Origin of the sequence: Erwinia sp. E602, from assembly GCF_018141005.1 — a bacterium.
GTDB lineage: Bacteria > Pseudomonadota > Gammaproteobacteria > Enterobacterales > Enterobacteriaceae > Erwinia.
In genome coordinates, this window is record NZ_CP046582.1 from 2,536,330 (window position 1) to 2,559,262 (window position 22,933).

At 47.2% G+C, this 22,933-nt stretch carries 27 protein-coding genes; 7 read left to right on the plus strand and 20 right to left on the minus strand.

Annotation, left to right across the window (positions count from 1 at the left end):
• The first annotated feature begins 8 nt into the window (after nt 1-8).
• Together trpB and trpA are read left to right on the plus strand one after the other, a co-directional pair.
• Entirely contained in the window at nt 9-1,199 is a 1,191-nt protein-coding gene (trpB, locus tag GKQ23_RS12945; RefSeq protein ID WP_212408431.1) for a tryptophan synthase subunit beta, read from the plus strand.
• Nucleotides 1,199-2,005 (plus strand): tryptophan synthase subunit alpha, encoded by an 807-nt coding sequence (gene trpA, locus GKQ23_RS12950; RefSeq protein ID WP_212408432.1) that lies wholly within the window; start codon nt 1,199-1,201, stop codon nt 2,003-2,005. Before trpB ends, trpA begins: the two co-directional genes overlap by 1 nt.
• 192 nt (nt 2,006-2,197) lie before the next feature.
• Here the strand turns inward: trpA and GKQ23_RS12955 are convergent, their stop codons facing one another.
• Entirely contained in the window at nt 2,198-2,578 is a 381-nt protein-coding gene (locus GKQ23_RS12955; RefSeq protein WP_146005476.1) for a hypothetical protein, read from the minus strand.
• A gap of 382 nt (nt 2,579-2,960) precedes the next feature.
• Entirely contained in the window at nt 2,961-4,190 is a 1,230-nt protein-coding gene (locus tag GKQ23_RS12965; RefSeq protein ID WP_212408434.1) for an MFS transporter, read from the minus strand.
• Between the two features lie 500 nt (nt 4,191-4,690).
• On the opposite strand from GKQ23_RS12965, the gene GKQ23_RS12970 reads away from it, so the two are divergent.
• Nucleotides 4,691-5,143 carry an acyltransferase gene (locus GKQ23_RS12970; protein WP_212408435.1) on the plus strand — a complete coding sequence of 151 codons (453 nt, stop codon included), beginning with the start codon at nt 4,691-4,693 and terminating at the stop codon, nt 5,141-5,143.
• A 35-nt stretch (nt 5,144-5,178) separates the two neighbouring features.
• On the opposite strand, the gene GKQ23_RS12975 is transcribed toward GKQ23_RS12970, so the two are convergent.
• The 5 genes from GKQ23_RS12975 to GKQ23_RS12995 form a co-directional block, all read right to left on the minus strand.
• Nucleotides 5,179-5,547, minus strand: a complete 369-nt coding sequence (locus tag GKQ23_RS12975) for a type II toxin-antitoxin system HigA family antitoxin (protein ID WP_212408436.1) — start codon at nt 5,545-5,547, stop codon at nt 5,179-5,181.
• Nucleotides 5,548-5,550: 3 nt separating this feature from the next.
• The gene (locus tag GKQ23_RS12980; RefSeq protein ID WP_212408437.1) at nt 5,551-5,853 is read right to left on the minus strand and encodes a type II toxin-antitoxin system HigB family toxin; all 303 of its coding nucleotides are present in this window, start codon (nt 5,851-5,853) and stop codon (nt 5,551-5,553) included.
• A 91-nt stretch (nt 5,854-5,944) separates the two neighbouring features.
• Nucleotides 5,945-6,745, minus strand: coding sequence for a glucosamine-6-phosphate deaminase (gene nagB, locus GKQ23_RS12985; protein ID WP_212408438.1), 801 nt, complete (start codon nt 6,743-6,745; stop codon nt 5,945-5,947).
• Nucleotides 6,746-6,929: 184 nt separating this feature from the next.
• Nucleotides 6,930-7,946: a Mal regulon transcriptional regulator MalI gene (malI, locus tag GKQ23_RS12990; RefSeq protein ID WP_212408439.1), complete on the minus strand. Its 1,017-nt coding sequence runs from the start codon at nt 7,944-7,946 to the stop codon at nt 6,930-6,932.
• Nucleotides 7,947-8,023: 77 nt separating this feature from the next.
• A complete protein-coding gene (locus GKQ23_RS12995) occupies nt 8,024-9,523 on the minus strand; it encodes a PTS transporter subunit EIIC (protein WP_212408440.1) in 1,500 nt (499 codons plus the stop codon).
• 455 nt (nt 9,524-9,978) lie between these two features.
• On the opposite strand from GKQ23_RS12995, the gene GKQ23_RS13000 reads away from it, so the two are divergent.
• Both GKQ23_RS13000 and GKQ23_RS13005 read left to right on the plus strand, forming a co-directional pair.
• Nucleotides 9,979-10,230, plus strand: coding sequence for a type II toxin-antitoxin system Phd/YefM family antitoxin (locus tag GKQ23_RS13000; RefSeq protein ID WP_212411791.1), 252 nt, complete (start codon nt 9,979-9,981; stop codon nt 10,228-10,230).
• Nucleotides 10,227-10,514, plus strand: a complete 288-nt coding sequence (locus tag GKQ23_RS13005) for a type II toxin-antitoxin system RelE/ParE family toxin (protein ID WP_212408441.1) — start codon at nt 10,227-10,229, stop codon at nt 10,512-10,514. The genes GKQ23_RS13000 and GKQ23_RS13005 overlap by 4 nt, the downstream gene beginning before the upstream one ends.
• 306 nt (nt 10,515-10,820) lie before the next feature.
• On the opposite strand, the gene GKQ23_RS13010 is transcribed toward GKQ23_RS13005, so the two are convergent.
• A complete protein-coding gene (locus tag GKQ23_RS13010; RefSeq protein WP_212408442.1) occupies nt 10,821-11,249 on the minus strand; it encodes a hypothetical protein in 429 nt (142 codons plus the stop codon).
• Nucleotides 11,246-11,638, minus strand: a complete 393-nt coding sequence (locus GKQ23_RS13015; RefSeq protein ID WP_212408443.1) for a hypothetical protein — start codon at nt 11,636-11,638, stop codon at nt 11,246-11,248. Before GKQ23_RS13015 ends, GKQ23_RS13010 begins: the two co-directional genes overlap by 4 nt.
• Nucleotides 11,639-12,005: 367 nt before the next feature.
• Here GKQ23_RS13015 and GKQ23_RS13020 point away from each other — a divergent pair, with 367 nt between their 5' ends.
• Complete coding sequence (locus GKQ23_RS13020; RefSeq protein ID WP_212411972.1) at nt 12,006-12,143, plus strand: hypothetical protein; 138 nt, start codon at nt 12,006-12,008, stop codon at nt 12,141-12,143.
• A gap of 253 nt (nt 12,144-12,396) precedes the next feature.
• Here GKQ23_RS13020 and GKQ23_RS13025 read toward each other — a convergent pair whose 3' ends face one another.
• From GKQ23_RS13025 to GKQ23_RS13045, 5 genes are all read right to left on the minus strand, one after another.
• Entirely contained in the window at nt 12,397-13,467 is a 1,071-nt protein-coding gene (locus GKQ23_RS13025) for a GTP pyrophosphokinase family protein (protein WP_212408444.1), read from the minus strand.
• A gap of 444 nt (nt 13,468-13,911) precedes the next feature.
• Entirely contained in the window at nt 13,912-14,205 is a 294-nt protein-coding gene (locus GKQ23_RS13030; protein WP_212408445.1) for a hypothetical protein, read from the minus strand.
• On the minus strand, nt 14,199-14,510 hold the full coding sequence (locus GKQ23_RS13035) for a hypothetical protein (protein WP_212408446.1): 312 nt from the start codon (nt 14,508-14,510) through the stop codon (nt 14,199-14,201). Before GKQ23_RS13035 ends, GKQ23_RS13030 begins: the two co-directional genes overlap by 7 nt.
• Nucleotides 14,510-15,058, minus strand: a complete 549-nt coding sequence (locus GKQ23_RS23900; protein WP_249168403.1) for a hypothetical protein — start codon at nt 15,056-15,058, stop codon at nt 14,510-14,512. Before GKQ23_RS23900 ends, GKQ23_RS13035 begins: the two co-directional genes overlap by 1 nt.
• Entirely contained in the window at nt 15,055-15,483 is a 429-nt protein-coding gene (locus GKQ23_RS13045) for a hypothetical protein (protein WP_212408447.1), read from the minus strand. Before GKQ23_RS13045 ends, GKQ23_RS23900 begins: the two co-directional genes overlap by 4 nt.
• Before the next feature lie 47 nt (nt 15,484-15,530).
• Here GKQ23_RS13045 and GKQ23_RS13050 point away from each other — a divergent pair, with 47 nt between their 5' ends.
• A complete protein-coding gene (locus tag GKQ23_RS13050; RefSeq protein ID WP_212408448.1) occupies nt 15,531-15,977 on the plus strand; it encodes a glycoside hydrolase family protein in 447 nt (148 codons plus the stop codon).
• Nucleotides 15,978-16,000: 23 nt separating this feature from the next.
• On the opposite strand, the gene GKQ23_RS13055 is transcribed toward GKQ23_RS13050, so the two are convergent.
• From GKQ23_RS13055 to GKQ23_RS13080, 6 genes are read right to left on the minus strand one after another with little or no spacing between them, the layout of a single operon-like run.
• The gene (locus GKQ23_RS13055; protein ID WP_212408449.1) at nt 16,001-16,267 is read right to left on the minus strand and encodes a hypothetical protein; all 267 of its coding nucleotides are present in this window, start codon (nt 16,265-16,267) and stop codon (nt 16,001-16,003) included.
• Between the two features lie 38 nt (nt 16,268-16,305).
• On the minus strand, nt 16,306-16,956 hold the full coding sequence (locus tag GKQ23_RS13060) for a hypothetical protein (RefSeq protein ID WP_212408450.1): 651 nt from the start codon (nt 16,954-16,956) through the stop codon (nt 16,306-16,308).
• Nucleotides 16,956-17,267, minus strand: coding sequence for a hypothetical protein (locus tag GKQ23_RS13065; RefSeq protein ID WP_212408451.1), 312 nt, complete (start codon nt 17,265-17,267; stop codon nt 16,956-16,958). Before GKQ23_RS13065 ends, GKQ23_RS13060 begins: the two co-directional genes overlap by 1 nt.
• A 31-nt stretch (nt 17,268-17,298) precedes the next feature.
• Nucleotides 17,299-21,945, minus strand: coding sequence for a fibronectin type III domain-containing protein (locus GKQ23_RS13070; RefSeq protein WP_212408452.1), 4,647 nt, complete (start codon nt 21,943-21,945; stop codon nt 17,299-17,301).
• Entirely contained in the window at nt 21,938-22,333 is a 396-nt protein-coding gene (locus tag GKQ23_RS13075) for an ornithine carbamoyltransferase (protein WP_212408453.1), read from the minus strand. The genes GKQ23_RS13070 and GKQ23_RS13075 overlap by 8 nt, the downstream gene beginning before the upstream one ends.
• Complete coding sequence (locus tag GKQ23_RS13080; protein WP_249168404.1) at nt 22,333-22,905, minus strand: DUF2163 domain-containing protein; 573 nt, start codon at nt 22,903-22,905, stop codon at nt 22,333-22,335. Before GKQ23_RS13080 ends, GKQ23_RS13075 begins: the two co-directional genes overlap by 1 nt.
• Nucleotides 22,906-22,933: the final 28 nt, after the last annotated feature.

The following is a 22,933-nucleotide window of genomic DNA, read 5'->3' on the forward strand; positions in this document are numbered from 1 at the left end:
AGACGGTCATGACTAAGTTAAATCCCTATTTTGGTGAGTTCGGCGGCATGTACGTGCCGCAGATCCTGATGCCCGCGCTGCTGCAGCTGGAAGAGGCGTTTATCAGCGCCCAGAGCGACCCGGCCTTCCAGGCGGAATTTACCGACCTGCTGAAAAACTACGCCGGCCGCCCGACCGCGCTGACCCTGTGTAACAACCTGACCCGCGGCACCAAAACCCGCCTGTACCTGAAGCGTGAAGACCTGCTGCACGGCGGCGCACACAAAACCAACCAGGTGCTGGGCCAGGCGCTGCTGGCGAAGCGGATGGGTAAAAAAGAGATTATTGCCGAGACCGGTGCCGGTCAGCACGGCGTGGCGTCGGCGCTGGCCAGCGCCCTGCTCGGCCTCAAGTGCCGCATCTATATGGGTGCCAAGGATATTGAACGCCAGTCGCCGAACGTGTTCCGCATGAAGCTGATGGGCGCCGAGGTGATCCCGGTGCACAGCGGCTCGTCGACGCTGAAAGACGCCTGTAACGAGGCGCTGCGTGACTGGTCCGGCAGCTACGACACCGCGCACTATATGCTCGGCACCGCCGCCGGCCCGCACCCGTTCCCGACCATCGTGCGCGAGTTCCAGCGGATGATCGGCGAAGAGACCAAAGCGCAGATCCTCGAAAAAGAGGGCCGACTGCCGGATGCGGTGATCGCCTGCGTCGGCGGCGGTTCGAACGCCATCGGCATGTTTGCCGACTTTATTGATAACGAAAGCGTCGGGCTGATCGGCGTCGAGCCGGCCGGCCACGGCATCGAGTCCGGCGAGCACGGCGCGCCGCTGAAGCACGGCCGCGTCGGCATCTACTTCGGCATGAAAGCGCCGATGATGCAGACCGAAGACGGCCAGATCGAAGAGTCTTACTCGATCTCCGCCGGGCTGGACTTCCCGTCGGTCGGGCCGCAGCACGCCCACCTGAACAGCATCGGCCGCGCCGAATATGTCTCAATTACCGATGACGAGGCGCTGGACGCGTTTAAAACCCTGTGCCGCAGCGAGGGGATTATTCCGGCGCTGGAGTCCTCCCACGCGCTGGCCCACGCGCTGAAGATGGCGCGTGAGAACCCGGAAAAAGAGCAGCTGCTGGTGGTCAACCTCTCCGGCCGCGGCGATAAAGATATTTTCACCGTGCACGACATTTTCACCGCGAAGGGAGAGCTGTGATGGAACGTTACGAACGCTGTTTTAAACGTCTGGCAGACCGCAACGAAGGTGCCTTTGTGCCCTTCGTCACCCTCGGCGACCCGACGCCCGAGCTGTCGCTGAAAATTATCGACGCGCTGGTGGCCGGCGGCGCCGACGCGCTGGAGCTGGGCATCCCCTTCTCCGATCCGCTGGCCGACGGCCCGACCATTCAGAACGCCGCGCTGCGCGCCTTCGCCGCAGGCACCACCCCGGCGGTCTGCTTTGAGATGCTGGCGGCCATCCGCCAGAAGTACCCGGAGATGCCGATCGGCCTGCTGATGTACGCCAACCTGGTGTTCTCCAACGGTATCGACAACTTTTACGCCCGCTGCCAGCAGGCCGGCGTTGACTCGGTGCTGATCGCCGACGTGCCGGTGGAAGAGTCGGCCCCGTTCCGCCAGGCGGCGCTGCGCCACAACGTGGCACCGATCTTTATCTGCCCGCCGAACGCCGATGACGATCTGCTGCGCGAGATCGCTTCGCACGGGCGCGGGTACACTTATCTGCTCTCCCGCGCCGGGGTAACCGGTTCAGAGACCCGCGCCAGCCTGCCGCTGAAGCACCTGGTGGATAAGCTGGCCGAGTATCACGCCGCGCCGCCGCTGCAGGGCTTTGGTATCTCGGAAGCGTCGCAGGTGGCGGAAGCCATCGCCGCCGGCGCGGCCGGGGCGATCTCCGGTTCGGCGATTGTGAAAATCATCGAGCAGCATCACCAGACGCCGGACGTGATGCTCAGCGAGCTGACGGCGTTTGTCAGTAGGCTGAAGGCCGGCACCCGCCATTAACCGTGGGCCGGGCGCGAAAACAGAAAGAGGACGCTGGTGACAGCGTCCTCTTTTTTTATCTGCTTAACTGATGGGTTTCGTGCCACAAAGCCAGGGTGAACCTTGCTCGCGGGGACGCACTGGCAGGTACACCGCGGCAGGTCAGGCTGGTCGGTCAGGCCGGACTGCGCATGCCGCTCACCTTCATTTGGCTTAACCGGCTAAATCCAGTCTGGCCATCTGCGCCGGGGTGGCGTCCAGCGGCGGCAAAATCTGCTCACAGTAGCCGCGCAGGTGCCCGAACAGCACCGGCCAGGTCGGTTTATCGATATTGTCGGCCATAAAGCCGGCGTCCAGGCGCGCCGCTTCAAACATGCCGTCCTGCAGGGCCTTGAGGGTGGTGTGCCCTGCCCCGAGGTTGCCCAGCCACAGCTTGCAGTAGCCGGAGAGATCGCGCAGCAGCGGGTTATCGAGACCGTCGTGCAGGTTGGGAAAATCTTCGGAGATCACCAGACGCATAAAGTCCGGTAACGGCTTTCCATTGCTGACAATTTGCACCGCATCGCGGTAAGTAACAGGAAAAGTACTAAGCATATCGACGGGTTCCATGCTGTCATTCATTATGGTTATTGTTTTTATGCGGGGTCTTTATCGCCCCTGGCGAACAGATTTGTGTTCAACTTAACGCACAGACGATTTTGCCGGGTTGCCCGGTAGTTATCTTTAGATTTTGCCTATTGAAATTTTGCGATCAATCGTTGAAAACTGGAAAAAATCCACGTTAAAATTAAGCCTTATATTACAGTCAATTATCTGTAGTGGCTTCGCGCAATGTTTAACACCAGCCGGTGGTTTTTGCATACACCGGTACTGCGATACCGCGCGTTGATCTCAGCCGAGATGCTCCATGTTGCTCTGCTGGCTCCATCAACGCAGGGTTTGAGCCCCTGTTCGCCGCCTGGGCTGTGTTGTGGGATCACACATGACGCGCAGCGTGCCTTGCGGCCAGCACGATACCGGCAACCGACAGCAAGGCCGCGCCCCCCGCCAGAACGATGGACAGCGTATAGCTTCGGTAAAAATCATACAGCAGCCCGGCGAAACTTCCGCCCGCAACGGCGGCGATACCGACGGCGATGTACAGGGCACCGAGGATGGCACCCAGGTTGGCAGTGCCAAACCAACTACTGGCGACCGCCGGATACAGCGCGATGCACCCGCCGTTAGCCGCGCCAAACAGCAGTGCGAACACAGCGAGAGCCATAAAGCTGTGTGCCACACTCCACAGACCGCACAGCACGACCAGACTTAACGTGACCACGATCAGAAAACGCTGGGCACCTATGCGATCGCCTGGACGCCCGAGTACCAGCCGGCCAGCAATGTTGCCCACACCTATAAGACCAATCAGCAGATTGGCCTGGGTGGCTTCAATCCCCTGTTGACGGGCATAGGGATTGATATGGACCAGCGCGAGGAACAGGCCGATCGATCCGAAGAAAATCGCCATAAAAAACCACCAGAAAGCAGGCTGACGCACCGCTTCACCCAGCGTAACGCTGCGATTAGATGCAGGTGATTTCACATCGTTGAACGCTTCAGGGGTCAGTCCGTCAGGTTGCTGCCCAATATCCTGTGGTTTTCCACGCAGATAAACCGCCGCAGTCAGCCCCAGCACGACAATGGCTGCGGCATAAATCTGCATGGTGCTCTGCCAGGACAGATGCCGCATCAGCCACCCGGCAACCATCGGCCCGACCAGCGTGCCCAGCCCCGTTCCGGCCAGGGCAAGACCCGAAGCCGAACTGCGATGTACAATGAACCAGCGTTGAATGGTCGATACTGCCGGTACGTAGACCAGGCCAACGCCCAGCCCGACCAGGCTACAAAAGGTTGCCAGGAACAGTGACAGTGAGGATGACATCAGGCTACTGACCAGAAAGCCAAGCGCGAGCAGCACAATTCCGAGGCCTGTAACGGTACGAACCGAGGTTCTGTCGCTCCACGAACCGGAGAAAACGCCCACGACGTAATAGATTAGCGCGGTCAGTGAGAATATCGATGCGGTCGAAAAACGATCTGCATCAAAATTCTCCTGCAGGCTACTGAAGAATGCCCCAAAGGAGTAGGCCGCACCGAAAATCAACGCCAGTAAAAGATGCACGGCCGCCACCATATGCCAGCCGCGGAATGTGGTTCTGTTCATCGCGTTTTCCTGAAGTTTCCGTCAGCGGGTGTGCGATACTGCGGGTGCGCTGGCATCATAAATGCGCCAAGTTTCATGTCATCCCCCTGTAGAATGAGGCGACAGTGTCAAAATAGCTGCTTGAGCCGCCCTGTATAAATAACTAAAACGCACATCCCCACCCGCGATCAATCGTTGCTTTTCTTAGTTTTCGCGACGACTGTCTTTTTTTTGATCTGAGCCTCAAGATTTCCGCTCAAAAAATGCTCTATCTTCTCAGCTCGGTTTACACCGTGCTCCGCGCTGTCGCCGCAACTATTTTCCCTTTCCGCAACTGCGTAAAATTGTCCTGTCGCGTAGCACAGTTGTTACTCAGGCCGTTCCGTCTCTCAGACAGCATGTTACGCAGCAGTTTGAGCAGCTCGCTGGACAGCTCCTGGCCGATTACCTACAGTGAGCTTAATGTTACTCCGGCTCCCGGCTTCACCCAGCCGTAAGCCGACCACTTTCAGGCTGAACTGATGAAACTGCTCGAATGCGCTGTCCGCGACGTGGTGGCGGGAAACAACGTCACCATTATCCAGCCCGCCAACATTTACCAGTGCGAACTGCATGATGATGTCTTTGTTGGCCCCTTTGTTGAAATTCAAAAAGGCAGCGTGATCGGCCAGGGCAGCCGCATCCAGTCACACAGCTTTATCTGTGAAAACGTCACCATTGGCCGGCACTGTTTTATCGGCCACAACGTCACTTTTGCCAACGACCTGTTTCGCAGCGGAGCGCCTGATGCCTCGGCAGAGAGCTGGATCGCCATCACCCTGGGCGACCATGTTACCGTTGGCAGCGGCGCAACCATCCTGACGCCATCTGTCTGCAGCGGCGCGGTAATCGGAGCGGGCAGCGTGGTGGTCAGGCCGGTTGAGATAAAAGGGATTTATGCCGGAAATCCGGCAAGGTTGTTGCGCAGATTGTAATCCACTGCCGTAGCGCGTTCAGGTCGCTGCACAACTTACTCGCGGCAGCCAATCAGACACTCCAGCGGGATATTAAACTGCCGATGAAGCTCACGAATCATCGGCAGGGTGAGATTGCGCGTACCGTTGAGCACTTCGTAGACCCGGTTTCTGCGCCCAATAGCAGGTTCGAGATCTTTCGCAGTGAGTCCCTGCTGTTCCATGCGGAATTTAATCGCTTCAATGGGATCGGGCGAATCGACGGGGTAGTGCTTCTTCTCCCAGTCCTCGATCAGCAAGCACATGATCTCAAAGAAATCACCTTCCGGAGTATTCAGCTCTGGCTCGTTGTCGAACAGGGGTTCAATCAGCTTTAATGCGGCTTCGTAGTCGGCTTCTGTACGAATAGGCTTGATTTGAATCATAAATTACTCCAACTCGACGGTTTCGGCATCGATATTGTCATACTGACGGTGAGTACCAATGAACTTCACAAACATCCAACCGCGCTTGTAAGCAATAGCGACGATAAGTCGATAATTATTGCCTTTAATATTAAACACTACCCGCCGATTCTTCAAAATACTGGCACTGCGATAATGGGACTTGATATCAGCCGGCGACTGCCAGGTCGCTTTCGAAGCTTCATCAATCCATGACTTGATCGCCTGCTCAGAGTCAGGATTCCTTTCCCAAAAGTCTTTAAGAGTGCGGATAGAGATAATTTTCATGCACTCATGCTAGTCCCATAACGGGACTAACTCAAGTCAGCTCTTTGCCTTAAAGTGCGAGTGTTGACACGAAATGCACCGGCTATCTCAACTACAGCCCCTTAACGTTCTCAGCCTCGATTTCCGTGAAGTACTTCAGCGTCTTCACCTTCAGCTCCATGGTCGAGGGTTCATCGCAGACGATCAGCGCTTTCGGGTGCAGCTGCAGGCAGGTAATGGTCCACATATGGTTGACGTTGCCCTCCACCGCCGCCTGCAGCGCCTGCGCTTTGGCGTGCCCCTGCACCAGGATCATCACCTCTTCGGCGTCCAGCAGCGTGCCGACGCCAACGGTCAGCGCACATTTCGGCACCAGGCTAACGTCGCCGCCGAAGAAGCGGGAGTTGGCCACGCGGGTGTCATGGGTCAGGGTTTTAATCCGGGTGCGGGAAGCCAGCGACGAGGCAGGTTCGTTAAAGGCGATATGGCCGTCGTTACCCACGCCGCCCATAAACAGGTTAATTTTGCCGTAGCTGCGGATTTTCTCTTCGTAGCGACGGCATTCAGCGTCGATATCCGGCGCGTTGCCGTTCAGCAGATTGATATTTTCCGGCTGAATATCCACGTGGTCAAAGAAGTTGCGGTGCATAAAGCTGTGATAGCTTTCCGGATGTTCCTGCGGCAGGCCCACGTACTCATCCATATTAAAGGTGACGACGTGCTGAAAGCTGACCAGGCCGGCCTGGTGCATCGCCACCAGCGCTTTATAGGCGCTAAGCGGCGTGCCGCCGGTGGGCAGGCCCAGAACAAACGGACGTTCCGCCGTTGGATTAAAAGCGTTGATGCGCTTGACGATATGGCGCGCGGCCCATTTACCGACGTGTTCAGCTGTTGCCAGGGGGATCAGTCTCATACGTAACCTTATGCGTAAAGTAGAATGCAGATAGCATAGCTCTGCACTGTTTAAACAATATTATGACGTGCGCGAACCGCCTGATAATCAGGAGACGGCGCATAAATTAAATTTAACGGCACTCTATAAAGACTAAAAAATTATCACATTTAAATAATATCAATCCCGCGCATTATTATCCGCATCAGGCCGACTCGCGAATAACCAGCTCCCCGGACAGGGTAATCCGCTGGAACTGCAGTTCCGGATCTTTCAGCCTGCGGATCATCAGCGACCCGGCCTGACGGCCGTTCTCTTCGCTGGCCGACGAAACATAGGTAAACGAGGGAGAGGTTAAATTAACATGCAACATATCCTCGAACCCGACCAGGGCGACCTGCTGAGCAAGGAATACGTCCTTACCCACCGTACGACCGGCCTGATGAATACCGCTGATGCAGCCGATCATCGCGTCCGGCGAGTGGCAGAGCAGCGCGGTGATGTTGTTATTACTCTCCAGCAGCTGGCGGGCGGCACTGCCGGCGGCGTGGGTGCCGCCGCTGCACGCCGGCGTCGACTCATCGCGCATCACCAGCCCGTACTGCTTCAGCGCGCCGTAGAAACCCGCCAGCCGCTGCTGGCGGATGCGGTCATTTTCATCACCGCCGATATAGGCAATGCTGCGGTGGCCGCGTTCGATCAGATAGCGGGTCGCCAGGCTGGCCGCCTGACGATTGTCGCGCATCACCAGATTGCAGTTCTCCTCCATCAGCGACTGTGAAACGACCACTAACGGCAGTGGGCACTGGCGAATTTTTTCCGGCAGATGCTTCGTCGTCGGGTCAGACGCAAGGTAGATCACCCCCGCGACGCCCTGCTGCTGAAACGACAGCAGGCAGCGTTCAAGATGCTCATCTTCGTCGGCAGGCTGGCCAAGGAACACCATATAGCCTTCCTGCTCCAGATACTGCACGATGCTCGCCATCACCTTAATGGAAAAACTGTCGCTGAAGTCACGCAGGATCAGCCCAATCAGATTAGAGGTATTTGAACGAAGGTTAGCCGCCGCCACGTTATGCACGTAGCCGAGCGCGTCGATGGCGGCACGAACTTTACTGATGGTGGCATCGGAGATTTTTCCCTTCTGGCGCAGCACCAGAGAGACGGTGGAAACAGATACACCGGCCTGTTTAGCCACGTCGATAATGCTCACCTTCTTCAAATCAACTCCTTTCACTCAATGCCATTTCCAGCCAGATTCAGCGGCCACCCACCCTGGGTGGAGGGCCGCTTAGCCTATCATTTTCCAGTCTTTTTCGACATGGTTTGTGCAATGAACTGGGCCCGGGCGCCGAAGATAACCTGAATCCCGTTGTCGCCGACGAAGACCACGCCGCGCGCGCCCAGCGCGTTCAGCCCCTCTTTATCCACCGCCTCGCCTTGCGCCACTTCAAGACGCAGGCGGGTGATGCAGGATCCGACAGAGGTGATGTTCTTTTCACCGCCTAACAGGCCGATAATCTCGCTGGCCAGCTCTTCATCTGACTTGTCGTTCGCCGTGGTAGAGACGTCGGTACGCCCCGGCGTTTTGACGTTAAAACGACGGATCACGAAGCGGAAGGTGAAGTAGTAAATCAGCGCCATCGGCACGCCGATAATGACCGCGCTGAGATAGTTGGTCTGGTAACCGTTAAACGACGGCAGAATACCGAACGAGAGATAGTCAATAAATCCGGCAGAGAAGGATTTAGCAATATGCGCATGCAGCAGGTACATACACATATAGGCCAGGCCGGCCATGATGGCGTTAAAGACGTACAGGATCGGCGCAACAAAGATAAAGGTAAATTCAACCGGCTCGGTAATCCCGGTCAGGAAGCAGGTCAGCGCGGCGGAGAACAGAATACCCGCGGCGATTTTTTTGTTTTTGCTGTGGGCCTCATGGTACATCGCCAGGCAGGCTGCAGGTAAGGCAAACAGCATCAGCGGGAACTCACCCTGCATAAACTTGCCGGCGTTCTGGTAGGAGTCGGTGCTGAACGACTTGACGCCCTCTTCCAGCATTTTGAACCAGATGGTCTGGTCACCGTGGATCACCTGGCCGGCCTGGGTGGTGTAGTCGCCAAACGAATACCAGAATGAAGGGTACCAGATATGGTGCAGACCCAGCGGGATCAGCGCGCGCTCAACCAGGCCAAAGATAAAGGTCGAGGCAGCCTGATTATCGCCGTTGACGATCACCGACAGTGAATCGATACCGGCCTGGATATGTTGCCAGATATACGGCAGCAGCATGCCCATACCAAACGACAGGATCGCGGTGGCGATAGCGACAAACCGCTTACCGGCGAAGAAGCCGAGAAACTCCGGCAGGCGCATGGTATGGAACTTGTTATAACACCAGGCGGCGAGAATACCGCACAGCAGGCCACCGAACACCCCCATCTGCAGCGACGGGATACCGACCACCATGGCATATTTTCCGCCCTGCGAGGCCATCTCCGGGGTGATGCCCAGCACGGTACTGATGGTGATGTTGGTGACAAACACCGACACCGCCGCCGACAGCGCGGCAATACCGGATTCCGACGCCAGCCCCACCGCAGAGCCGATGGCGAACAGCATCGGCAGGTTATCAAAAATTACCCCGCCGGCGTGCATCATCAGCGGCAGATTGAATTTATCGCCAAAGGCCAGCAGCAGACCGGCGGCGGGAAGCAATGAAATCGGCAGCATTAACGCCCGCCCGATCATTGAAAGTTTAGATAGTGACTTCATGAAACCTGATGCCAGACTCATGCTGATTCCCCTGAGTTGTAACCCCGTTGAGTGTCGATCACACGCTGTTTTTTTTTGTGAGTAGAACGTTCTAGTAGAACGTTCTACCGATACTAGAGTATTAGGATTTGTCCGACAACAGGGAGATCCTAGGTGAAAGAGGCGGACGTTTAAAAATTTTGATCCAGATCTCATTTTGGGGTTTTTTGTAGTTTTTAAGCCGGGAATCAATGTTCGCCGCACCTGATTTAGCCTGTCTGGTGTCGTTCAATAGCTTTGTGCAGGATGGCTGGTATCCATACGGGACATGAGGGATATGCCGTGTGCAGATGCTTGTTTGCATGCAAAATACCGACCAGGCAGTCTTCAGCAGAGAAGGCCAATTGGCTGAATTGATTGCAGATAATAAAAGACTTGTTAACAGGTCCTTTCGAAGGTACTGTAAAGACCTGTTAAATGGTCTTTATGGAGGCAATATGCCGGCTATCATTCTGAGTGACACAAGTGCCAGCATCAGCGAGTTAAAGAAAAACCCGATGGCAACGGTCAGCGCCGGAGACGGCTTCCCTGTTGCTATTCTGAACCGTAACCAGCCCGCCTTTTACTGCGTCCCGGCTGAGCTTTATGAAAAGCTACTTGATGCGCTGGACGATCAGGAGTTGGTAAAGCAGGTTGCCGAACGCAGTAACCAGCCGTTAATCGATGTCGATCTGGATAGCTATCTGTGACGTATCGGGTCAAATTCAGGGAAGATGCGCTGAAGGAATGGCATAAGTTGGACAAAGCCATTCAACAGCAGTTTGCAAAAAAACTGAAAAAATGCAGTGAAAACCCACATATTCCCTCGGCAAAACTGCGTGGGATAAAGGACTGCTACAAAATAAAACTGCGTGCGTCAGGTTTTCGGCTGGTTTATCAGGTAATAGATGGCGAACTTGTTATCGCCGTTGTTGCTGTTGGTAAACGGGAACGCAGCGAAGTGTATAATCTGGCAAGTGAAAGATTGCGATAGATAATAGCCAATGATTCTCAATCTATTAGCGCTCCGGTTAGGCTTTAACTTTACAAGTCTGAAAATGGTGTCTTGCTGACTGAAACGGTTCCCACTGAATTTATCTCAAAATAAAACCATCTGCAAGATAACAGTTCAAAATGGATGCTCACCACAAAAAATGCAAATCACATAGCCAGTAAAGATAAAACCCCAATTTTGGAAGATTTAGCATTTCGTCATAATGGTTAAAAAACCCGACCATAAGGCCGGGACTTTTAAATCACAGATGAAAAAAATTTTAAGAAGCGGCTAGCAGGCATGATTTTACGAGACGCCCCGGGGAACGTAGACAACATCACTTAATTCCACATCGCAGGCAATCACCTCAACACTCACGTTTTCCGCTGTAAACCAGAGAGTATAGTGGTTGAATCTGAATAGGTTATTGAAGTGAAGATTCCACGCTTTAGCCACTTCTGACTCCGGGTAGATATTAAGTGTACTAACCCTGCCATCCCCCAGTTCAAGTTCACAACCCGAATGAGTGGCTCCAGGGAAAGCAGCCTTGCGGAATTCGCAGGCATGTTTAAAATGCAATTCTCGATAGCAGTAGGCAGCATCGCCCTCTTCATCGTCGTACTCAATCCTCACACTCAGATCCGAACCCTGATAAATTAGGGCAACGGCATTTTCGCCATAACCTGGCAGCCATTCATAGGGATCAAGATATACCACGCCACGACCGGATTTCATTTTTTACCTCCCTGGGGAATATCGGGACTGCCGGTTGGCGGCAGCTTGTTTGTTTTTAACTGATCGCTGGCCAGATCGTTAAAGGTTATGCCAGCACCATCCGGGACTTTAACATTAGTCTTATCAACACCATACCATTCAGATTTTGGGATACCAGCACGGTTGAGCGTCACTGAAGTGCGTGTGTTCAGTATCAGCTTCACTCCGTTCATTTCTACAAAGTCTACCGGCAACTGGCTGGGATGAACACGACCGCTGCGGATTGCGGCCACCATATCATCAATATTATTTATCGGGACTCCAGCCAACTTACTGTAATGTTCACGCCCCTGAAGGCTGTAAACCTCATCACGTCTGGTTTTGGATTGGGCAAAATTCGCGTCCTTCACCACACCACGCTCGGCTTTGATGGCTTATTCTTTGTATGGAATTTGACTATTAGTTAAAGCGAACGCTCATGGTTAAGATAAGGATGATTGATGGATGATCCGACTAACCAACCGATCTCCTGACGCTTTAGCTCTCCCTAAATATCTGGCAGTCCGCGCATTATGTTTAAGAAGGGGTCATCAGGCTAACTTTACGCCTCCGACCATCAAACCTGCTGGAACCGCACTATGCATCCCCGCCCCACCGCACATTTCCCACCTGTTTTTCATCGCCGCACCCTTGCGATTTCCTCCACCTTATCCAACACTTAAACCGACCCCTAAGCAGGTGGTTCAGGCTTTTTTATCGATAACAGGGAGAACAGCAATGAAGTTATTTAAAGTCTTGTCGGCAATGGCGGTGGCGGCGGTACTGGCACTGGGCGTGAGCGGCTGTGCGCCGACTGCGACACATGAGGGAACCGGCGGTTATATTGATGACACGGTAGTGACTACTAACGTATAGCAATCATGAAAATCAGTGTTAACATCTGTTCCTATACAGTTATATCCCGACACATCAATTGGTACTGAAATAAAGCAGGGGTATGAATAGTAAACAACTTTTTTATGGCCAAAAGTAAATTTATAGTCTGAAGATAGGTCATAAATGGATGAGTATAAAACACATTAGTTGTGGTAATCAGCGTCAATCCATTGACACTGAATATTAATAAATTAAAAACTTTTATTAATGCGTGTATCGAAGGTCAATCGTTCTAATCAACTTCCTCGTCCTCTGGAGTCCATGTAAACATAGAAAGCATATGAGTTATTTGCTCAGGACTAAGATAGTGAGAATAGAACTTTTCGAGTTTTTCAATTTTAGAGAAATCATCGGATTCCGCCATCCTCCAATTAAGACCAGGAGCAGTTCTTAATCTTTGATAATCTTTGATAGTCAAAATGTTTCTTACAAAACTATATATATTTGGTCTAATGGACGAAGATTCAAGATTCTCTTTGTAGTTATCAGGAATTATTGCTGACAGATCTTTTAAAGTATTAATACCCATGTGATCTAATTCTTTTAGTAGTTGGTCAGTAATCGAGCCACCCCAATTACTCACCGGTTTAAAATCAACGCCATTTTCTTCGTCAAACTTTTGTACGAATTCATATAAAGAGATCGAATCAATTTCTCGATCAAGAATTTCTTCATAATTCTGCTCTTTAAAGGAATCTGTATAGTCATCGATCATTTTAACAATTTCAGTAAAACCCTGGTCCGCAACTTCAAGTACAGCTGAGAACAGATTAATCTTCCTCTGAATATGCATTGGTAGGTTTTTACCGAGCTTGTAATTCCGATCATGTGTTAATTCAGCCCAGGCATGCTGAAGCATAGTACGGACTTGTATTTCAAACTTCAAATTGGTTATGTATTGATATTCTCTCAGATGCTCTCTTTCATTGCCAATTTCACATACAAAATGCATGGAACGATATCCAATACGATCTGATGAAAGTCTTTGATCGTTATTTGTACTATTATCGACATCAACCTTGAAAACATCAGAAATAAGCGAGCAAACTTTGGGAATATCGGAGTCTAAGTATAGAATCACACGAACACCAGAAATATCAGTCATGTCAGATTCTAATTTTTTATAACTCTTCCTTTCTATTTTTTCGACTATTCCTTCTTTCGTTTTTGTTCGGTAGCTCACCGAAAGGTAATCAATTTTATTTTGCTGTAAAATATTCTCGATAATGAAAGCAACATGTTTTCCTAAGAGTTCGAATTTAGGCAAAGCCTCATTAAGCCAGATACTAGTTTTAGAGTCCATTACGACCCCCTGTTTTAGAAGGAAGAATATCTAATGTACTATAAAAGGAAGAAAACGCCAATCATAATTTTCAGAAAATTCTTACACTAAATGATAGCATGGACTATAAAAGAGAAACAAACGCCACAATTATTGTCTGATTTAACACTTCTATATAGTTAGAAAAACTAGTAAGAACGCAAACGATACCACTGCGTCAATCTCTGTTGCTTAATGATTGAAAAGCAACGCTAATTAAATCTGACTATCAAGCTGACTTTTCTTTGAAAAAACCACTTGCGAATTAGCTTTGTATTCTTAAAAATTAATTGAATAGACTAATTATAAAAAATCGAGATCATTAAATCGACAACGCTTTTAACCGATCTTTTGTTCATAGTGCTGAAGGAGATTATGTTTATTACTATGATAGTTACACCCATACTGCGTGGTGCGGAGTTGTGATTATGAACCTCCTACCATTAAAACCAAAATCTGAATTAACTGCCCAAAAGGTACTTGAATTAACACTACGCCAAAACAATCTAAAATTGGAACAATGATCCAATTATATAGAATGACGGTTGATAATACAAAACCTAGGAAGTTACGCCAGTGGAACCCCACTTTTTCGATTTCATGAATGTTTGTTTCTACTTGTCCGTTTTCACGGGTGACCTGTACTTGCTGTTCTTGTGTTTTTCTTTTTGTGAAAAATTCAATTCCGACTTTTACAAGGTCAATTATTGTACTTAGCATATAATTACCACACAGTAAGCCCAAAATGGCTTACCCCTTACAAAAAGTTGTTTTTCTTCTAATAGTACAACATCTAGCTCTAATTCTCTTAAAGTCCATTTGAGTACTTTCTCGAATGTCTGTTTCTTTTCGAAAATGACATTCATATAGTTATCACACTGAATACTTTCCTTACTAATCTGTTTACGCAACTTCTTAGATAGGAATGATGTAGTCAATGGGACACTATTCGCCGTTGGGGTAATACCGTCCAGTGCAATGTATGGCGTTTGTTCTTCGTAATGTTGTTCAAATGTATTGTTCATTATAGTTTCCTGACTGTGAAATGACCTCGAACGCCGGACACAATCGCCCGCATCCCTTTAGTACCTTCTTCGTAGAAGTCATATATTTGTTTACGTTTCTTTGCCGCACGGACTGCGACTACCCTGTTTTTCTTTTTCTTAGTGTCAATCAGGCGTTTCTTATTGCCCGATTTCACTACTTTAAATTTCCCACTCTTGATACCTGCCCGTAGGCCAGCGATGTTACCGAACTTGTTCATACGTGCAAATGATGTAGGTATAAATTCAAGTTCGCTTTTCGGTACGGTAATAATATCGCGTAGGTACTTTGCCTGTAAATCCTTGACAATAATGCTTGTAGTTACTCCCGTAGCCGTCTGTTTGTATGTGAAAAGGAAACTACGGGCAGTGAATGGCACCGGTCCTTTATCTACATGTTCGTTCAGGTCTTTCTGCATTTGAACCGCCAGGCGTCTTGTCCTGTTGATTATCTCTTTTTTGAAGGTCTTTCCAAAGTTTTGACCCTGCCTATTTATATAAGACTTTACGCTATTGGTTCCGTTAATCATTTTAATTCCTCAACGAGTTGTTGTAATACTTTAAAAAGTTCTGTTCTGTCTTTCGGTAATCTTGTACGACATATGATCGCTTTATTTAGATTGTCTGGATTTAATCCGAAATATGATATTAGGGCAGTTTCAATAATGGCAGCTTCTGCCGATGTGCGAAAACACCATAGAATGTACTTTTCATATTCACAGCCATCGGCAATCATCTGGTTCACTGATTTACTACTGCCAGTGTATTTTTCCCAGTTGGACTCTTTTGTACTGTGCTTTAAATTCTTTATATCTCTAATCTTTACATAGATGTGCTTCATTCCAATATAAAACTGTTCACCAAAACGAATGACATAGACGAAAGCGGCATAACGTCCACTGTTTACATCAGATATATCCCACTCGTTAGGGTTGTTCATATGCCACTTTTTCACTTTGATTTCCCCTAAATATTCATACTTATATTTATGGGAAAAATGAAATGGAACTAATTAACAGACTGAAACAATATGAAGGTACTCAAACGTACCAAAAATCAATTGGGTATTTTCGAAACGATAAGTTTTACCCCTACAAGGATTCATTGGGCTATAAGACAGTCGGATACGGCCACCTTATTACCCCATATGAAAACTTTGACGATGGTATGACGCCAGTTGAAGCTGAAGCATTACTACGGGAAGATATTCGTATTGCACGAAACCAGTACCGTACCCTTGGCCTTAATCTGCCTAAAGATTGGGAAGAATTCATGATCATCATGATTTTCCAACTTGGCTTGATGGGCGTTAAACGCTTCCGTAAGATGTTGGCCGCCTTGGCAGTACAAGACTGGAAGGAAGCAATTCGCCAGGCAAAAGACAGCCTATGGTATGAACAGACACCAAATCGTCTAAATGACATGATTTCATATATATCAAACAAATAAAAAAAGGGGCATACGCCCCTTTCTTATTGCTTCTCAAGTATCGTCAATATCCTTTCAATCTTCAAATTGATCGCATCAATGCGACTATCTAAAGTATCAAATTTAACTTCCAATTTCTCTTGCTGGTTCTCTAGTGCGTCTATTTTTCCGCTTATAATTACTAACTTATTTTCAGCGTCAGAAATACGTTCTTTTAAAAGTGCATTCTTAACTGAAATGAAGCTGTATATTTTCCATAGAAAACCTAAAAGAGGGATAATCAATACTCCGGCGATGGTGAAAATGTCCATTGCTTTTCCTTTAATGTCCTATGTACTCCTATTTATAGTTAGTATCCTACGAATGATGCTAAAGCAATACTGAACCCATTATTACCCATTGCAGCAGTATAACTATTTTGATAACGGCTTACATACTGTAGTGAATAACTGGTACTGCTATTTCTTCGAATGAGTACTCCTGAATAACCTGTGACAGTACCATCATCCGATATAGCCCCTGGCATTTGACTTACGCAAATCCAGGGATCTGAAAAAGGTGAAGTCAGGGTAATCGGACTACTGAGATCGTGGCTTGCTGGTACTGTGAACAGTCCGCGTACACGCGGCATTGAGGAAGCACTAACGGCAGACCAGGTGAGATTACCTGATGCGTCGAAAACATCTAGGTAACCAGATTGTATAGCGGCAGTATTTGAACTAATCATAAATCTTCCGTTTTTTTCCTCAAATAATGTACAGCCAGGCATACAATATTCGCCATCAGTTCGCATCTGAAACCAACGTAATCCAGATACAGGTAAAAAGTTAGGTTGAAGAAATCCTAAAGTAGACCCATTACCAAACGCACTTGAAATAGCATAGTAACCTTTATCACTTAAATGGCCAATTGTCTTCAACTCACTCCGCACTACTGCCCTTCCTGCTTCACTATCAATTGTTAATGCCCCTGCTGCATTATATACTTGAAATCCTGCCATTAGACCCCCGTATCATATGAATATACATCACATACTAAAGTTTGTGCAGTAGGTGCCGCGTTTTGAAGATAACGAATTTCAAATTGATTAGTCGCAGGTATTGCGTAAAATTCAATGAATAAACCCGTCATATTACTTGTGCGGTGAACTACTAACCAACCTGTAGGACGCATACCTGAAAAAGGTACTGTCCATGCTCGCTGTGTGGCAGTTATATTTACATTGATAGTACCCATATATCGCATACTATAATCTGTTAAATCTACTACAAGTTGAGCATTTTCATCCCAACATTGTAAACCTTGACTCATATTTAATCCTTATGGGGGACTACTCCCCCTGTTACCATAGTCCCATACGTACACGTAAGGTTCCATTATTATCGAAGATTTGTATTAAATTGTTGTGAATTGACATTCTGCCTGTACCGCCAGTACCATTAATCAATAGATCGCCGGACTTAGTAAACTGCCAACCAGAAGTATTAGCCACAAAGTTATCTGACTGGATAATTCCGCTTAGCTTTATACTATCGATCGAGGCATCCGCGATGCAAGCTCGCGTCACTTGTAATGCCCCAATTTTTGATGTGGTTATGGCGGCGTCCGCTATGAAAGCTGTGCCGATACTCGCCAGTTGAATCATTGCTGTTTTCAGATAGGTAGTACCGTTAACAATTGCAAACGGTGCAGTACCTCCAACTGTTGCAGCAGAAGTACCACTAACAATGAACTTATCGGCTGCAAAATAGATTGCACTATTATTTGCCGCACCTGCGTTTGCCAATAGTTTAAATCCAGCTACAGTACCATTAGCATTCACACTAAGACTATATGAACTATTAACAGTATCCTTATCTGCTTTCGTAGATAATGAAGTATTGATAGTACCCACATTATTGTTCATTTCTGTACGCAATTGTGTAGTCTGATCTGCTGCTGCCTGTTTGTTATCGGCTACAGTAGTTTGAAGGCCGCTAATGCTTGCCTTGTTCGTCTGTGCCTGAGTATTCGCAGTGTTAGCAGTAGTTTGAGCAGCGTCTGCGGCTGATTTTGCATTGCTGGCTTTCGTATCGGCAGTTGCCGCTGCACTGGCCGCATTCGTTGCCTTGGTATCGGCATTCGTTGCTTTAGTATTTACTGAAGTAACGGATGACTCAATACTGGTGAAACGACTTGCGTTAGAACTATTGGCATCTGAGAATGCACTAGATAGGTCGATAATCTGCGATCTCGCTCCATCATCATCACGGCGGGTATAACCCATTAATTCGGAACCTAATGTTACCGATACGTCATCAATTACAATTGCATCCCCGGACACACTCGTACCGCTGCGAGTAATCTGTAGCTGGCGAACAATGTTAGGGTTAGTACCTTCCCATACGAAACGAAAAGCGTAGCGTTGCCATGACGTTGTAAGTTCTGGATTCAAGATAGTTGTACGTGTAGGTACTGTACCTGAGAATCCCATGTCACAGCGTGTAAATCCTGCCCCATTAACTTTCTTCGCAAAAAAAGAACAGACGTAGGTTTGACCTTGCGTAAACTGCGGAATGTTCGTGGTTGAATTAATGCCGTGTGTACTTGACGTACTGGCATTGGCCATAACCTGTACTGCAACGCCTTGTACGCGTCCTGCTGGCCGTGTTAGGGTCATAGATACGTTACTACCGTTATAGATATTCCAGCCCGTAGCACTGTTTGTAGAGCCGATTTCGAAGCTATCATTTGTTACAATGTTACCTTCTGTCTGATTGAATGCCGCAGTTAAACGGTTAATATTTTCAGTAGTGACACTATCATTTGAAGCTACTGTAGTCTGTAAGTTACTAATCTCAGAAGTATGACGAGTAACAATCGTATTCGTGTTTGTCAAATCACCCTTGGTTGCTGAATTATTTGCAGTGTTGGTAACATTCGTTACACTTGATTCAATGTTCTGGAATCGAGTTGCATTTGCAGAATTCTGAGTACTCACCGCCTGATTAAGGTTAGTGATGTTTGTACTGTTAGTAGTTACTCGCGTATCAATTCCCGATACTTTATTATTTGTTTCGGCTAATGAAGATTTCGTTGCTGCATTATTTGCAGTGTTTTCCACTGTGCCCAATTTGGTATTTGTAGAATTCAGATCATTCTGCGTCTTTGTCACGCTGGTCTGAAGATTACTAATCTGCGTTGAACTAGCAGTGTTATTATCAGCTACGTTTTTTGTTAGATTAGTAATGTCGGCAGTATTCTTACCTACACTTGCATTTGTCAAATTGATCTGTTGTTGTAATGCAGTATCCCCATTTGCGACTTGAGTACTCAATTTAGTTTCAGATGCACTAATTTTAGTATTTGTCTCATTTGTAATTTGGGTCTTTGTTGCCGTTACAACGGTTGCAGTATTTGAATTTGCTTCCTTGATTGCTTCCTGCATCTGACCATCGGCATAACCTTTTGCAACATCCAATTGAGTATTACTATAATCTTTTGACGCTTGTACAGTTTCCTGGAAACGATTATCTAGATTTAAGATACTGTTAATTGCATCGGCATCTGCTTGATCATAGTTGTATACTGACTTGATTGATACGGTAACTTCAGGACTGTAAAAGATGTTATCAGTACCGAAAATATCGTAGAATCCTACCTTAACTTTATACTCACCATCTGTAACTTTTACAGTATCAAACTGATCTGCTGTACTGGTATAGACAGTAGTCTTGACTGGACTTGCAACACTGATTAATGCCCCTGCGTAATCTCGTTCTGTACTCTTACCCCATTCGACAAACATATTTCCGAAACCACCACTTACAGATACGTTAGTAGCTTGTACACACTGCTTGTTCTCAACGGTAATCTTCACTTCTGCACTATATGTACCTGCATTGAATCCCTGTGCCGTGATACCGAAAGTAGGCTTACGGATCTTATTGGTATTCATTTCGTATGTATAGTTGAAGATGTTATTATCGGTATAAAGTGTATCTACAAGTTTAGTACCGTCATAAACCTTGACAACGTAATATTTGAAGAATTCGGCAAATGGCTTACCATTCACTTGAATATTCTTCTGGCTATCCCATGCAATGTTAAAGTCGCCTGAATCGGTAACAAGTGCCGATACCGTTTTATTGGTCAAGTTGACGCCAGTTACAGCAGGTAGAGTAAAGTTATAACTTGGAACAAGTCCCGATAATGTAACGTACTGACTTTGTAGACCTAAGTTATTATAGGCACATACTGCGAAATCGTATGAATCAACATCATTCAGATTCAGAATATCGAACGATAGGCGGTATACATCGGTTGTGCCTAGGACTGACCAGGTAGTTTCACCCGTCTTGCGACTGAACACGCGATAACCCCTTAGATAAGGGTCTTCAGAGGCCGTCCATGACATTGTAACGTATGATCCAGTAGTCAATGTACCTTTGCGTACAACCTGTAGGTTGCTCGGTGGCATGACAATCTGTGCGTCTGAGACGATACTACCGCCAGGACTGAACACGCCCGGATCTGTACCGTTGTAGATACCTGCATTTGTTTCAACACCTGTGATAGTGACATAGCCCATTTTATCCTGGCTTGTACTGAACTCTTTACTTAGTACCTTGAACTGTCCACTTACGCCAGTTTCTTTATTTGAGAAATTGAAAGTATCCCATACCTTTAAATCTGCACCGACATTAGTTGTAAATGAAATAGTTCTTAGCGAGTACTTTGCCTTCAATACTTCAATGTTAACCAATTTGGTAATAGTTGAAGTATCATAAACCCATGAGTAATCACGCGATAGAGTAATTACTTGTCCATCACTACGGATAACATCATCCTTCGATATATCACTTGGAATACGTAATACATCTTCCTGATAGCGTGAACCTGATGCAGTATTCTTGTACTTTGCATCGATGGTATTGAAGTAATCAGTATTACCACTGGTTGTAACATTGATAGTACCGAAACAGTTACTTTCATCAAAACTTGCTACAGGTAATGATACACGGTCAAGGCTAATAGTAATACGCCCACTATGAACACCCATGATACCACCAAATGCCTGTAGAATAAGTTCTACGTTCTCTTTGAAAGAGGATTGATAATTGATTGCACCATTTGCATAAAATGAATTGGTTTTACAGTATGCACTTGCAGCAGTGAAACTATCCTGGTCAATTAGATTTGGATCGATTCCCATACCATAGATATTGTTGGTAAGATAATCGTAAATGATACTTGGCGGATCACTACTCGCTACAGTTGTCTTTGTATTGAAATCATAGATCTTTTGACCTTTCATTTCACAGTTAAGGGTGAACTTATCATTTACTAGTACATTGTTTTCTGTACTTGATTGAGTTTTCTTAATCACTACTGAAATTGATACAACACCCTTCGAAAGGAAAGTATCTTTCCATTTATCGCCAGCATACTTTTTAGGAAGAGTTTTAGTAGTAGTATAATTACCACCGAATCGTACTTCCAATTGCAGATAACTACGGAACTTGGAAATGATGTTATCGGCAGATACTACTCCATCTTCTTTAATTGGATTGATCAATACTGGTTCATTATCGAAGTAAAGTTGTTCAATATGTTTTTCAGTACCAGTATAAGCTACTACCTGTTCACTGAAGAAGAATTGTGAACTGTCTTTATAAACGGAACTCCATGTATTGATTGAACCCGTCATTACGAACGAACCACCACTAACACCATTTCTATGTGGCATCTGCCCGCCGTAAATTACCGGTAGACCTGTTGCATTTGATACAGATCGACTAAGACTCTGAACTACGTCAGAGTATGGCGTTACCCCGGTTTTCGCAAGTGTTCCCATCATTGCTGTTGATACTAAAGATAGTGCCCCTGCACCGGCCCCCCACCATGCGGCGGCCGATAACGCAAGCCCCCCGGTGAAGTACAACGCGGCCGCAACGACGACCGCAGTAATTACAGCCCCGATAATATTCCCTAAGCCTATTTTACCCATGTTCTTTCCTTATTCTATAAAACTTGCCATCTTCGGGCTTTCTTTCTAGTTTAAAATTATTGTGTTCTTCGTCTACTCCCAAAATTCGATCACTGGCAACTACTGCCATGATTAAGGGGTTTTCGTCACTAATCCAAATGTCACCATCCAGTAATTGACGGGGGGAAACTTCTACCCCATGTTTAAGTACAATCTCAGATGGACATTTGAATCCTAATTCTTGATATTTCTCAATTCCTTCCTTCACGGTACTGTACTGAACTTTTGAGTACTCAGTACCTAAGAATAGATCCGTAATCTTCATCGCCTGTAGATTGCAGTCATTTACTCCGAATTCATATGGCGTATCCATTGAATAGAATAGTATTTCCATGATTAAATTATTCATTAGTTATATTTCCATTGTTGACCTGTTACCATTTGACCTAGTAGGGACATGCATTCATCACCCGGAAAGTAACTCTGATACACTGAGTTGGCACAAATCACAGGTGGCTGTCGGTCTAGCTTCTTGTAAACGGTATTGATATTTATGGTAAGCTCGTTAGTTGCAGCTACTGGATCTGCACTACTTTGAACGTAGTCAATGAATCCTGAGAATAGTAATTCATCATATAGAACTTCACTATTATATGGATTTAGGATAGCTACCCTAAAGTTCATCTGTGCATTCTTTAAACCACCTGCAAGGGCAATCGCCCGTACTGAATCGTTTACATTACTTACCTTGAATGCAATACTGTTATTCTCAATACTTTTCGATTCACTGAAGTTCGGTAGACTGTTCTTCACAACATCGGGGAAGCTGGTATAGTTATTACCTTTGACCCGAATATCAGTTAGTCCATCTGTCCAGTAATATGCAGATGAACCTACTGGCAGTACATCGAAACATAGTACATGAACACCTAGACTAAAGACTTCCATTTCAGTTAGTACAGTTTTGGTTGTACCTTTCATAAGTTTCCAATACTTCACTAGATTGGAA